2 protein-coding genes are annotated in these 15,435 nt (G+C 63.4%); both read left to right on the top strand.

Annotated features, from left to right (window positions below; all coding sequences use genetic code 11):
* Positions 1–2 precede the first annotated feature (2 nt).
* Positions 3–14,156, top strand: a complete 14,154-nt coding sequence (locus AB8808_RS11285) for a non-ribosomal peptide synthetase (RefSeq protein WP_369929401.1) — start codon at positions 3–5, stop codon at positions 14,154–14,156.
* Positions 14,153–15,382 (top strand): hypothetical protein, encoded by a 1,230-nt coding sequence (locus AB8808_RS11280; protein ID WP_369929399.1) that lies wholly within the window; start codon positions 14,153–14,155, stop codon positions 15,380–15,382. The genes AB8808_RS11285 and AB8808_RS11280 overlap by 4 nt, the downstream gene beginning before the upstream one ends.
* Positions 15,383–15,435: the final 53 nt, after the last annotated feature.

Below are 15,435 nucleotides of genomic sequence, written 5' to 3'. Positions count from 1 at the left end.
ACATGGCCGATGCGACCGACGCCGTCGCCATCGTGGGCATGGCGGGCCGGTTCCCGGGCGCCGCCGATGTCGATATGTTCTGGGATAACCTGCGCAACGGCGTGGAGAGCATTCGCCGGCTGACGCCGGCCGATCTCGCGACGGCGGGGGTCGATCCCCTCGTCGTCGATGCGCCGAATTACGTGCGGGCCATGGCCATCCCCGACGATATCGACCTGTTCGACGCACGCTTCTTCAAGATGACACCGCGGGAAGCCGAGATACTGGATCCCCAGCAGCGAATGCTGCTCGAGACCGCGTGGGAAGCATTGGAGCACGCGGGGTGTGAGCCAGGCAGATACAAGGGGCGGATTGGCGTGTATGCCGGGACGGCGACAAGCACGTATTTCCTGGAAAATATCGCCAGCAATCGGGCGCTTGTCGAGACCATGGGTATCTCGGCCCTGATGCAGTCCAACGACAAGGACTATCTCACCACGCGCATCGCGCACAAGCTTGACCTGCGCGGCCCGGCGATCTCGGTGCAGACGGCATGTTCTTCATCCCTGGTAGCGGTACATCTCGCTTGCCAGGCTATCCTGAGTGGAGAATGCGACATGGCGCTCGCCGGCGGGGTCTCGCTCCCCAGCCTGCGCCGGCAGGGCTATTTCCACACCGAGGGTGGCATCCTTTCCCCCGACGGCCATTGCCGGGCATATGACGCGAATTCCGCGGGCACGGTGTTGGGTGGTGGGTGTGGCCTCGTCGTGCTCAAGGCCCTGGATCATGCCGTTCGCGATGGCGATACGATCCACGCCCTTATCCGCGGATCGGCCGTGAATAACGACGGAGCCTCCAAGGTCGGGTTTTCCGCCCCAGGCGTCGACGGCCAGGCGGGGGTCATCCTTGAAGCGCTTGCCAGCGCGGGAGTTTCCGCCGATACGATCGGATATGTTGAAGGCCACGGGACGGGAACCGTCCTGGGCGACGCGATCGAGCTCACGGCCTTGCAGAAGGCGTTCCGTCGCGCGACGAGGAAGTCGGGCTTCTGTGCGCTGGGTTCGGTGAAGTCCAATATCGGGCATCTCGACGCGGCGGCCGGCGTGGCCGGCCTCATCAAGACGATCATGGTTCTGAAGCATCGGACCATTCCCGCTACATTGAACGTCGATGCCCCCAATCCGGCCCTGGCTGACGATAGCCCCTTCTACATCGCACGCGACGCCAGCCCGTGGACCTCCACGCAAGGTGGTCCGCGCCGGGCTGGCGTCAGCTCCTTCGGTATCGGCGGCACCAACGCACACGTCATTGTCGAAGAAGCTCCCCCAGCCGTATCGGCCGCGTCGCCCTCGGCATCGCTCGTGCTGCTTTCAGCGGCTTCGTCCGACGCGCTGGGAACCGCACGACGCAGGCTCGCCGAGCGCCTGCGGCAGGGATACCTGTCCGGCGCCGGGCTGGCCGACGTCGCCTTCACGACGCAGGTAGGGCGTCGCCATTTTCCCTATCGCCAACACATCGTATCCGATGACATCGAAGGCGCGGTGCGAGCGCTCGATGAGCCTGCGCCATCCGCGACACGTGGCGCCGATGCCTCTTCCGCACGGGTAGCCTTCGTATTTCCAGGCCAGGGGTCGCAATACGTCGGCATGGCACGCCACCTTTACGAGCGTGAAGGCGCATTTCGTGATGAGGTGGATCGTTGCGCCACGATGCTCCTGCCAACGATTCGACTCGATATCCGCTCGACGATTTTCCCGCGGGATGCCGCGGATCCAGCGTCGAACGCTGCCATCCATCGCACCGCATTCACGCAGCCCGCGCTGTTCGTCGTGGAATACGCACTAGCCCGGCAATTGATGGCGTGGGGGATCGCGCCGACAGCCATGCTTGGACACAGCATCGGGGAATACGTAGCGGCTTGCCTGGCAGGCGTCTTTCGATTGAAAGACGCGCTCGAACTCGTGGTGGAGCGCGGGCGCCTTGTCGACTCCCTGCCACCGGGCGCCATGCTGGCCATAGAATGGCCGTCCGACGAGATAGTCCCCTTGCTGGGAGACGATGTCTGGCTGGCTGCGTTGAACGGGCCATCGTCGATCGTGGTGTCCGGGATGACGCCTGCCATCAGGGCATTTCGCGAGGGCCTCGATGCACGCGGCATTCCATGCCGTGAGTTGAGAACCTCTCATGCCTTTCACTCGGGCATGCTCGATCCCGTACTTGACGCGTTCAAGGCCAGGGTGGATGCGGTGGAGCGAAACGCGCCGTGCATTCCTTTCCTGTCCAACGTAAGCGGGACGTGGATTTCGGACGCACAGGCCAGGTCATCGGCCTATTGGGTCGACCAGCTCCGGCAGACGGTCCGTTTCGCCGAAGCACTGAACGTATTGCGTCATGAGGCGGATATCCTGGTTGAAGTGGGGCCCGGCGATACCCTCACGAAGCTTGCCAGAAGGTACGGCGGGCTGCCATGGACGGCGACATGCCACGCTGTCCCACCTGAACGTTCCGCGATTTCGGGCTCGTCACGTTTTCTCCATGCGCTCGGTGAATTGTGGCAACAAGGAGTATCCGTCGACTGGCTGGCCCTGCACGCCGGTGAGGAGCGAAGAAGGATCGCGTTGCCTACCTATCCGTTCGAGCGCAAGCGATACTGGATCGATTCAGTCCCCGCCACGGCATCCGCGAAAGCAGGGGAGGGCTGGTTTTTTGCGCCTGGCTGGAAGCGATCGTCATCGCTCACGGGCAGGCAAGGCGCCGATGCGCCGGTCTTGCACCTCATCTTCCTGGATCCGGACGGCCGTGGCCTCGACTATGCATCATGGGTGCGGCTCACCGGCCCGGTCGTCGTCGTGACATGCGGGACAGAATTCTTCCACGATGGCGGCGACGAATTCGTCGCCGACCCCGCGTGCCCCGAACACTACCGCGCGATCTTCCAGGCGCTGGCCGCCCAGGGTAGGGAGCCTGGACGAGTCTCCTGCCTCTTGCCGATACCGTCGCCCGCGACACGCGGGAGCGAGACCGATCTCGCGCGCGTGGCGATGCTGGCCCAGGCTCTGGCGCGGCATACCTCGGCCCGGATCGCGTTCCACCTCATCGCGCCCGGCCTGCATGCCGTGACGGGCGACGAACCCGTATCTTGCGAGCGTGCCCAGATCCTTGGGCCTGCCCGTGCGCTCAACCTCGAAGTTCCCCGCATCACTTGCCGGGTCGTCGATCTACCTGCCGCTCGTTCCTGGTTCGGTGAACATCGCGTCTGGCGGCAGCTGGAAAACGAGTTCGCCATGCGCGATAACGAACAGGTCGTCGCCTATCGCGGTGGGTACCGCTGGTTACAGGTATTCGATCCGGTGCCTGCGCCGGGCGCGAGCCGCACCGTGCGACAGGATGCTCACGTGCTGGTCACGGGCGGACTAGGCGGGATCGGCTCCCTGTTCGCGAAGCATGTTGCGGCGGTCTCGCAGGGCAGGAATGTTTCGCTGACCCTTGTCGGTCGGTCCCCGCTTCCGGACGGGGACGCGGGTGGCGCACCAGGCCATCACGCGGTGGCCACGATGCGCGACATACGTGCCCTGGGGGCCCGGGTTCAGTACGTCGCGGCAGACATATCGAGGGAGGCCGGCATGCGGCAACTTGCTCGTGCCTGCGATGCATTCGGACCCGTCCACGGCATTTTTCATGCGGCGGGAGCTTACGGCAGCGGGTTGGTCGCCCATGGATACGACGAAAGCACCCGGCTTCCGTTGGCGGCGAAAGTCGCCGGTACTCGCCGGCTCGAGCAGTTGTTCGATTTCACGACGATGGATTTCGTGATTCTGTGCTCGTCGATGAATTCCCTGCGGCCTTCGGCAGGTCAAGCCGGGTATTGCGCGGCGAATGCCTTCCTCGACAGCCTTGCTTCGTCATACCACGACGAGGGGTACGCTCAGGTCACGTCGGTGAACTGGCCGACGTGGCAGGGCATAGGTATGGCGGCAGGAGACGCCGGGGACCGTGCGCCAGGCAGTGTCAGTGCATCCGATGCGCCTTTCCTGTTCGATGCCGTACTGGCCTGCCAGTTGCCCCAGTTGGCGGTAATCAAACCGGCTGGTATGGCCACGCCGGTGGACCTGAGCGAACACGTGGGCGTCCCGCCTTCCGTCACGGATAACCCCACGCGACCGTCGCCATCAGCTCCTCCGCGCGATGAGGCGGAAAAGGCGCTTGCGGCTATATGGGAGGGATTGCTGGGCCTATCAGCCATTGGCGTGAACGATGATTTCTTCGATCTGGGCGGCCATTCCCTGTTGGGTGTACAGATGCTTACGCGTATCCGTGAGCTGCTCGGATGCGAACTGGCCCTGCATGATCTCTTCGACTCACCGACCATCGCCGGCCTCGCCCGGCGGGTGACGGCACCGGATGGCGTGAGACGACCCGCCCTGGCGCGATCGGCGGACAGGGATCGTGCCCGGCTATCGCCCGCGCAGCGTGGGTTGTGGTTCGTCGAGCAACTTGATGGCGCCGGCGCATCGTATCCGGTAACCATCGCCATGCGACTGGTTGGAAAGCTCGATCGCACTGCGCTGGCACTGGCACTGGACGATCTCGTCGCTCGGCACGAGGTGCTTCGGTCGCGTTTCGTCGAGGTGGAAGGCGAGCCCTGGCAGCGGGTGGATGCTCACGCCGGCTTTCTCCTGAAGACGGCCGACCTGCGCTCCGACGATCCGGAAAACCGGGAGCAGGCACTCGCCGACTATTTGGCGAACGAAGCCATGCGCCCCTTCGACCTCGCCATGGGGGATGTCATCCGCGGTAGCCTCGTCTGCCTGGACGACGAGTGCCACGTTCTGTCCATCGCGATGCACCACATCGTTTCGGACGGGTGGTCGATGGGCATACTCGTGCGCGATTTCTCCCGGTTCTACGCGTCGCATACGTCTGCGGATGTTTCGCCACCGGACGAGCTTCCCCTCCAGTACGCCGATTTCGCCGAATGGCAGCACGCGTTCCTCAGCGGGGATACGCTGCACGGTCAACTGGACTATTGGCAGCAGAGCCTTACAGGCGCCGAGCCGTTGCTCCGGCTGCCTGCGGATCGGCCGCGCCCCCCGGCGCCCAGCCATCGTGGTGGCGAAGTGGCGATAGCCATCGACGCCGAACTCGCCGAGGAGCTCAAGTCGTTAGCCCGGGCCCATGACGCGACGTTGCATATGGTCCTCTATGCGGCGTTTGCCATCCTCATCTCCCGCTTGAGCGGGCAGGAGGATATGGTGATCGGCACGCCCGTGGCCAACCGCCCGCACAGCGATCTTGAGGAACTGGTAGGACTGTTCCTCAATACGCTGCCGTTGCGTATCCGGATCGAGGAAGGGTTGAACATCGCCGCGCTTCTCGAGCGTACCCGCCAGGTCACGCTGTCCGGATACAGGCATCAGGATGTACCGTTCGATGCGATCGTCGAGGCGTTCCAGCCACCTCGCGACATGGGGCACTCGCCTGTCTTCCAGGCGCTGTTCATGTTGCAGAACACGCCCCAGGAAGCCCTGGTACTGCCCGGACTCGAAGTCAGGCCGCAGGGCGTATCGTCGCCGCGCTCGCAGTTCGATCTTTCCCTGTTGTTGCATGAAGCAGGGCATGGCATCGCGGGATGTTTCAGCTACGCGAGCGACCTGTTCGACGAGGCGACGATCGAGCGATGGGCCGCGCACTTCAAACTCATCCTTCGCGCGCTGGTTCGGGACGCCGCCTGCAGGATCGATGACATTCCCCTGCTCACGCGCAGCCAGCAAGACGAGATGATCGACGGTTTCAATGCACTGACCCGCGAAGTATCCGATACCTTCGTCCACGAACTCTTCGCGGAGCAAGTGTCCAGAACCCCGGACAGCCTGGCTGTCATCGGCCCGGATGCCTCGCTTACCTACAGACAGCTGGACGCTCGCGTGGACCGCATGAAGCGGGTCTTTCATGCATACGGACTCGGGCGCGACGACCTGGCGGCGATCTGCTGCGGCAGGACGACGGATATGGTTGCCGGGGTCATCGCGATCCTCGCGGTCGGCGCGGCCTATGTACCGCTGGATCCGTCCTATCCCGGTGAACGACTTCGCTACATGCTGGATGACGCGAAGCCACGAGTATTGATTACCGATGAGACGTGGCTATCCGATGCGCCTGAGGGAGTCGTTCACGTTCGCCTGCGGAGTATCGACGACGCAGCGGTCGACGCCGGGATTCGCGATGACGGCGTGGGGTTCGACGCAGGCTGTCGGCCATCTGACCTCAGGGCCTATGTCATCTATACATCTGGGTCCACCGGGCAGCCCAAAGGTGTCGCGATGTCCCATGCCGTGCTATCGAACCTGATTGCATGGCACCGCGACGATGCCCCGATGCCCGGGGAGGGCAGGACCTTGCAGTTCGCGGCACTCGGGTTCGATGTCGCCGCACAGGAAATGTTCTCGACATTGTGTTGCGGTGGCACGCTCGTACTCGGCCCCGACGAGATGCGGCGCGATCCGTCGGCGCTCTGCGACTGCATCCTCGCCCATGATGTCCAACGGCTGTTTCTTCCCTATGCGGCGCTGGCGAGCCTCGCCGAGCATTGCTCGCATTCGGGTGAGCTGCCCTCGTCGTTATGCCATGTGATCACTGCTGGCGAGCAACTCCGGACCGAGGAGCATATAAGGACACTTTTCCGCCGGATGCCGTCCTGCCGCCTGCACAATCACTATGGCCCCACCGAAACCCATGTTGTGACGAGCTTCACCCTGCCGGCGGACGTCGACCGTTGGGAGGATTTTCCCGTCATAGGCGCGCCCATTGCCAACGCGCGGATTTACATCCTCGACCGCAGCGGCCGGCCTTCGCCGGTGGGCGTCGCCGGTGAGATCCATGTCGGTGGTGCCAGCGTGGGCTTGGGTTACCTCGGCCGGCCCGAGCTGGATCGTGAACGCTTCCTGCCGGATCCTTTCGTGGTGAGCCCGAGCGCGCGCATGTACAGGACGGGCGACCTGGCCCGGTGGAAAGCCGAGGGCACGATCGAATTTCTTGCACGCGCGGATGGCCAGCTCAAGATCCGCGGCTATCGGGTCGAACCCGGCGAGATCGAATTCCACCTGTGCCGGCACCCGGCCGTTCGAGAGGCCGTAGTGAGCGCGTGGGATGACGATCGGGCAGGGCGGCGGCTGGTAGCACACGTCACTGCAAGGGGAGGATACCGGCCCGCACGGCACGAGATGACGATGTTCCTCGATGGGATCCTGCCCTCGTACATGGTTCCGTCAGCTTTCGTCATCCTTGATGAATTGCCGAAGACGTCGAGCGGCAAGATCGATCGAAGGAGCCTGCCCGCCCCGACGGGGACCCTGCTGGGGCGTGGCTACGAAGCTCCCGCCGGAGGCGTCGAGTCCCAAATCGCGATGACGTGGCAGACGCTGCTGACCGTAGATAAGGTGGGGCGGCATGATAATTTCTTTGAACTGGGCGGTCATTCGCTCCTGGTCGTTCGCATGCTGGAGCAACTGCGCAGGTGCGGGATCCAGGCCGATGTGAGGTCCGTTTTCACGGCTCCGACCGTGAAAGGCCTTGCCGAACTCGCGACGGCGACGACCAGGCCATCCACGTTCGTCCAGGGCAGCAGGATCAGGCCCGGGTGCGACGCGATCCTGCCCGATGACCTGGACCTCGTGCGACTTACACCTTCGGAAATACGCACGGTGGTTGCCGCGGCCCCCGGTGGCGCCGCGAACATCCAGGACATCTACCCGCTCGCCCCCCTGCAGGAAGGGATACTCTTTCACCACCTGCTCAGCAACGCTAACGATGCGTACATCGTGCCTATCGTTTTCTCGTTCGAATCGCGCGCACGGCTCGATGCGCTGACGGACGCGCTGCAGCGCATCGTCGACAGGCACGACATCCTACGGACCGCCGTGTTGTGGGAGGGCCTGGCCAAGCCGGTCCAGGTCGTTCTCCGGGAAGCGCCGCTGCGCATGGTGGCGTTCGATCTCGATCCGTCCGTGCCCGTGGTCGGGCAGTTGCATGCCCGGATCGCCCCGGAGCAGTTGCGCATGGACCTGAGCCAGGCCCCCTTGCTGGACATGGAAGTGACCAGTGATCCATCCTCGGATGCGTGGTACGGCGTTCTTCGCATCCATCATATGGTGACCGACCACATATCGCTCGACATCATGGGTTCCGAGCTCACGGCCTGCCTGGCTGGCAAACCGGGAAGGCTGCAAGCGCCGATGCCTTATCGAAGTTTCGTGGCGAAGATCGTTCGCGACACGCCGAATGAGCGTGCCGAGGCCTACTTCCGGTCGCGCCTGGCTGACGTTCACGAGCCGACGCTGCCTTTCGGCTTGCATGACGTTCGCGGGGATGGCCGGAACATCAGCGAGGCCCGCATGGCACTGGAAGACGGGGTCGCCGCACGCGCGCGCGCTTGCGCGCGCAAGCTATCGGTCAGTGCGGCGGCCCTTTTTCATGCCGCATGGACGGCGGTCGTCGCAAAGGTCAGCTCCCGTGACGATGTGGTGTTCGGCAGCGTGCTCTCGGGGCGTTTCAATACAACGGACGATAACAGCGGCATATTGGGGATGTTCATCAATACGCTCCCCATGCGCATTCAGCTCGGATCGCTCGATGCGCTTGGCCTGGTATCACAGGTCCAGGACGAGATCATCCATCTGGTCGAGTTCGAACAATCCTCTCTCGCGGCGATTCAGCGTTGTAGTGGCATTCCGGCCGGGGCCCCCTTGTTCGGTGCCGTGATCAACTATCGACATAGCGCGCCTGTGGCCGAGGGTCTTGATCCTTCTGATGCCGAAGGATGGTCGGGCATCGACATTCTGGCGATCCAGGAACGAACGAGCTATCCGCTCATTCTCTCCGTCGATGATCTCGGCGAGGGCTTTCTGTTGACTACCCAGGTCGATGGTTCCGTCGATGCGGCATCCGTGAACGATTACCTCGTGAGCCTGCTTTCCGCTTTGATGGATGCTCTTGAGGCCCATGAATCGACGCCGGCACTATCGTTGCGTGCGCTCTCGCCTGCTGACGAAGATCGTATCCTGGCAGCCCACAACGAGTCGCCGACGCCCTACCCGGAAGAGGGGTTGTTGCACGAAGCGTTCGAAGCCCATGCGGCCGCGTCACCGGGCGCGTTGGCGCTGGTGTACGAATCGCGGCAGCTCAGTTACGGGGAATTGAACGCGCGGGCCAACCAGGTGGCGGCGTACCTTCGTGCGCAGGGAGTGGGGCCCGACGACCTTGTCGGGGTATGCATGGAACGCGGGGTGGAGATGGTGGTGGGCCTGCTGGGCGTGCTGAAGGCGGGCGGGGCGTACGTGCCGCTGGACCCTGGCTACCCGCCGGAGCGGCTGGCCTACCTGCTGGAGGATGCCGCGCCGCGCCGGGTGCTGACCCAGTCGTGGCTGCGTTCGCGGCTGCCAGCGTGCGAGGCGCCGGTGCTGGCCCTGGACGAGGCGTGGCTGGAGGAGCAACCGTGCACGAACGTGGCGGTGCCGGGGCTGGGCTCGCGCCACCTGGCCTACGTGATCTACACCTCCGGCTCCACAGGTCGTCCGAAGGGGGCGATGAACGAGCACCGGGCGGTGGTGAACCGGCTGCACTGGATGCAGCAGGCGCAGGGTCTGGCGGCGTCGGACCGGGTGCTGCAGAAGACGCCATACGGTTTCGACGTCTCGGTCTGGGAATTCTTCTGGCCGTTGTCGCAGGGCGCGACCCTGGTGCTGGCCCGCCCGGGTGGGCACCAGGACCCGTCGTACCTGAGCGGGCTGATCCGGTCGCAGGGGGTGACGACGGTGCACTTCGTGCCCTCGATGTTGCGGGCGTTCCTGGACGGAGTCGATCCGGCGCATTGCATGAGCCTGCGGCGGATCGTGTGCAGCGGCGAGGAACTGCCGGTAGCGGTGCAGGACGATTGCCTGGCCCGCTTGCCATGGGCGGCGCTGTACAACCTATACGGCCCGACGGAAGCGGCGATCGACGTGACGGCGTGGATGTGCCGGCGGGAGGAGGGGGCGACGCGGGTGCCGATCGGGCGGCCGATCGCCAACACGCGGATCTATATCCTGGACGAACGGGGCGAGGTGGTGCCCGAAGGGGTGGCGGGCGAGATCCACATCGCCGGCGTGGCGGTGGGCCGTGGCTACTGGCGGCGTCCAGAGCTGACGGCGGAGCGTTTCGTGACGGACCGTTTCGCCGGTGCGGTAGAGGCGCGGATGTACCGGACGGGTGACCTGGGGCGGTGGCGCAAGGATGGGGTGATCGAGTACCTGGGCCGCCGGGACGACCAGGTGAAAATCCGTGGCCATCGGATCGAACCGGGCGAGATAGAAGCGGCCCTGCTGGCCCAGCCGCAGGTTCGCCAGGCCGCGGTACTGGCCCACCAGGATCATGCCGGCGATCGCCGGCTCGTCGCCTACGTGGTGCCGAACGCCGGTTCGTCCATCGTCGCGGGCGAGCTTCGTGCCCAGCTGCGCGACGTGCTTCCCGAGTTCATGCTCCCGGCCTTTTTCGTGACCATGGACGTCATGCCCCTCAGTCCGAATGGCAAGCTCGACCGGCATGCCATGCCCCCGCCCGATCCCGAGGCCGTGTCAGTTAACGGATACGAGCCTCCCCAAGGCATGCGGGAGGAAATCATCGCGGCCATCTGGTGCAACCTGCTGGGGCTTTCACGTGTCGGAAGACAGGACAATTTCTTCGAGCTGGGCGGCCACTCATTGCACATCGTTCAGATGGTCGAGCGACTGCGGGTGTCCAGCATGCAGGTCGAGGTTCGCGACGTCTTCATGGCACCCACGCTGGCCGCGCTGGCCGGGCTTATGTCCGATCATGGCGAGTCGGCGTTCATCCCTCCGTCCAACCTGATCCCCGAGAACGCCGACAGCATCGCTCCCGACATGCTCACGCTGACAAGCCTCGACCAGCAGGGCATCGACACGATCGTTGCCGGGATCCAGGGTGGCGCGCGTAACATCAAGGATATCTACCCCCTTTCGCCCTTGCAGCAGGGCATCCTGTTCCATCATCGCCTGCACGAAGGTCGCGACGCCTATGTCATGCCTATCCTGCTGCGAGCGGACTCCGTCGAGTCGAGTACCTCGCTACTGAACGCCCTCCAGGTCATGCTCGATCGACACGACATCCTTCGCACCTCCGTCGTATGGGAAGACCTTCCGCAGCCGGTACAGGTGGTGCAGCGTCATGTCCGGCTACCCGTCGAGGAGATTCCACTGGATGCGGATGGTGATCCGCTGGCTCAGTTGATATCCATGGTGAATGCCGGAAACTTCCACATGGACGTGCGCAGGGCACCTTTGCTTCGCGTTGGCGTGGCGAGGCATCCTGCCGAATCGACCTGTTATGTCCTGATCCAGCTTCACCATCTTGCAGACGATGCGACCTCATTGCAGCTGCTGAGCCATGAGATCGAAGCCATCCTGGAAGGGCGCGAGGGCGAACTCGCGGTACCGCTGCCCTATAGGAACTTTGTCGCCCACGCACTGGAGAGCGAATCGTCCGGGGAATCGGATATCTATTTTCGTAGCCGCCTGGCCGATATCGACGCGACGACGGCACCGTTCGGGCTCATGGATGTCAATGGCGACGGCAGCCGCCTGGACGAGGCTCGTCTCAGGCTCGACGACGAGGCATCCAGACGCATCCGGCATGTCGCAAGAAGCCTGGGCATCACCCCAGCGACGCTGTTCCATGCAGCATGGGCCGTCGTTGTCGGCACGACCAGCGGGCGCGACGATGTCGTATTCGGAAGTGTGCTGTCCGGCCGGCTCCATGCAGGCAACGAGACATCACGCACGCTGGGCATGTTCATCAATACCTTGCCGCTGCGCCTGACGATCAAAGGCTCGGTGCGTGATTTCGTCGCGAAGACACAGCGCGAACTGGTCGAACTCCTGCAGCACGAGCAGGCATCCCTGACTAAGGCGCAGCGATGCAGCGGCGTGACCGACGGGCCACTCTTCAGCGCGGTGCTCAACTATAGACACGTGGCATCGCATGTTTCCTCCGCGACCTCGGATCACGCCCTGGAAGTGGTCGCCAGCAGGGAACGGACAAGCTATCCGTTCCTCGTATCGGTCGATGACGATGAAGAAGGGTTTGAGCTGGTCGCGCAAGTGGACATGGATATCGGTGCGCAACGCGTCGCCGGCTATATCGGGCGTGCCGTCTCGTTCCTCGTCGACAGACTCGAGGGCGACCCCGATGTACCGGTCGCAAGCATCGATATCCTTTCCGACGACGAACGACGAAAGGTCCTTTTCGAGTTCAACCCCTCCGGCGGTGCAGGAAGGCGAGGCCTGATCCATGCCGGCTTCGAGGCACAAGCCAGGGAGCGTCCCGATGCGCTTGCCGTGACCTTCGAAGGTGCATCGGTCAGCTATGCGCAACTTAACGCCCGCGCCAACCAGCTCGCCCGCCTCCTGCTCGACGAAGGCGTCGGGCGAGGGGATCTGGTGGGCATCTTCCTGGATCGCGGCATCGACATGGCGGTAGCCGCTCTCGCCGTACTGAAGTCAGGAGCGGCATACCTTCCCCTCGATCCAGCTTATCCCCAGGCGCGCCTGGCATTCATGATCTCGGACGCAGCGCCGCGGCTCGTGGTCACCTGCCAGGCGTTAGAAAGCGTCCTTCCCGAGGGATCCGTAAAAACGGTATCCCTGGACGCCTGCTGGGAGGACCTGCAGCGACAACGTAGCGATGACCTGTCCGATGATCTTACGGAACGAACACCCGATGACCTGGCCTACGTGATATACACCTCCGGTTCCACCGGACAGCCGAAAGGCGTCATGGTCGACCATGGGAACGTGACCCGGCTCTTCGCGTCCACCATCCATCGTTTCGGTTTCGACAGAAACGATGTGTGGACGGTCTACCATTCGATGGCGTTCGATTTCTCGGTGTGGGAGCTGTGGGGCGCTCTTCTTCATGGAGGAAGGGCCGTCATCGTCCCGAGCGTGGTGGCAAGGTCTCCCCATGACTTCCACCAGCTGCTGTGCGAGGAAGGCGTCACGATCCTTAACCAGACGCCAGCCGCGTTCGCGAGGCTTTCCGATGCCCAGGCCCACGACATGCGCGAGAACGCACTTCGTCTGGTCATCTTCGGTGGAGACGCGCTGGTACCATCGGCGCTCACAGGGTGGCTTCGGAGGAACGGCGATAACGGACCGGAGCTGGTGAACATGTACGGCATCACCGAAACGACTGTACATGTCACGATAGGCGCGCCGATCCGCATCGACCAGTGCGAGGCGGCCCGACGAAGCCTCCCGATCGGGCGCCCCATCGATGATCTGCGCATCTACGTACTCGACCGCCACCTTCGCCCCGTTCCGGTGGGTGTCGTTGGCGAGATCCATGTGGCCGGGGCGGGCGTCGCCAGGGGCTACCTTGGTCGCCCCGAACTTTCCGCAGAGCGATTCGTAGCCAATCCCCATGACTCCATGGCCGGTTTGCGGATGTATCGAACGGGCGACATCGGCTGCTGGCAGGCGAATGGAGAACTGGAGTTCCACGGACGCAACGATCACCAGTTGAAGATTCGGGGTTTCCGGGTAGAGATGGGCGAAATCGAGGCAACGCTATCAGGCCATCCGGAGATCCACGAGGCACTGGTGGTGGCGAGGGAGGGGCAACTCGGCGAGCTGAATCTTGTGGCTTACCTGCGTGCCGTGCCGGGCATGCAGGCTCCCGACGCCGGAGTCCTGCGTTCCTACTTGCGTGGAACGTTGCCAGATCACATGATACCCACCGCATTCGTCGTACTGGATCAATTTCCCTTGACGCCCAACGGAAAACTGGATCGAAAGGCCCTTCCGGTTCCGCAGCGCGAAGGCTATGGTGGACAGGTCCACGAAGAGCCCGAGGGACCGGCCGAAGCTTTGCTGGCTGCCCTGTGGGGCGAGTTACTGGACATTGAGCGCATCGGCAGGGCCGATAACTTCTTCACGCTCGGCGGGCACTCGTTGTTGATCATGGGATTGATCGAGCGGCTCAGGCAAGCGGGTTGGCATACGGAAGTGGCTGGCATGTTCACCTCTCCCACCCTTGCCGGAATGGCGCGCCACCTATCCCCGATGCCGGAAGGCGATGCACGCGGGGAGGGGAGTCGTGCCGACGACGTGATGGAAGTCCGGCTGTGATCGCCATCTCCAGGCAGGTCACGTACGGCCGCATAAGGCGGGCCCATTTCCGGAAGGGGCTCGCGGCGGCCGTCAAGGGCCTCGACAAGACCACCATCGTGCTGGGTTGCGTTTTCGGTCCGGGAGCAATCCTGCTCTTCATCGGATTGCTGGTAGGTATCGCCGATCGGTTGACCTCGCTCACCGATCCTTCCAGTGCTTTTTCCAGCAGGGTTCTTGCCATCCTCTCCTGGCAAGCCGCGATGTTCGGGCTTCTATGGGCCATGCGCAACCTGCTGTTCATGCGGCATGCGGATGCCTTTTTTGCGTCGCTACCCATCTCCAAGCGGGCCGTCCTCGGCATGGACATGGCCATCGGGGTGAAATGCTGTGCGCTCCTGTGGTTGCCGCTACTCTGGTTAGCGGGCACAACCATCGTGGCAAGGCCAGCGGCTGAAGGAGCTTTCGCATGCTTCAGCCTGGGTATGCTGGCCTTTTCCGGATTGCTTTCGAACCTGTTGGCGCTGAGAAAGCGATATGTCCAGGCAATGGCTGCGTTCCTGCCCAGCATGGCGGTCATGTCGTTTACCCCCATGGGTATGGCCGGCGCGCTGGCGGCTGCGACGAGTACGCTTCTCGCATTAGGCATGATCGAAAAGTACAGCGGGATATCGTGGCGAAAACCTTCTTCCCAGCCATCGGTAAGGCGCCTGTACGATCGCCTGTCGATGTCAAGCGGAATGGTGCTGCCTTTCCTGTTCCATCACCTGCGTGAAACTGCCCTGGTTCGCGTCATGACGATGGTCGCGGCGTTTGCCGTGTCCATCTTGCTGGTGCAGTGGAAAGGTGTCGGGCCACAGATGGCGCTGGCAACGATGACATGCATGGGGGCGCTGTTCGCGACCCTTTTATACCGGTTGCCCGCGATCACCCGGCTGGCCGTCTACGAACGCATGTCGTTCCTGGCGGGGCAGCCGGGTTTCCGTAGGCGTGTCGGGACCTATTCGATCATCGTTCCCGGCCTTTCCTTCATCGCTGTGATGGCGATCGCCTACGTCTTCGTGCTGTGTGCCGTTTACGGGGTATCGACGGCCGGAGTGAAGCTAGCGATGCCCATCGGCGTTTTTACCGGCTTGTTCGTAATTGGCGTGCTTGGCTCGCTGAAGTGGCTGGAATTCGTAACATGGTTCATGCCGGTGGCCAACATCGCAGCGGCATTGATCATCCTGATGAGTAAACTGACCTGATCACGCCTGTCCTTACCCTGGAAGAGCTGTCTCTGCCTTACGGCTCGGTGAAT

The sequence above is a fragment of the Xanthomonas sp. NCPPB 2632 genome (assembly GCF_041228075.2).
In the GTDB taxonomy this organism is placed as follows: domain Bacteria; phylum Pseudomonadota; class Gammaproteobacteria; order Xanthomonadales; family Rhodanobacteraceae; genus Luteibacter.
Note: the sequence above shows the minus strand (reverse complement) of the source record. Positions and strands in the feature narration are given on the sequence as shown.

Excerpts from the sequence above, each read along its gene's own strand:
- AB8808_RS11285 (WP_369929401.1), top strand. The coding sequence starts at position 3 with ATGGCCGATGCGACCGACGCCGTCGCCATCGTGGGCATGGCGGGCCGG.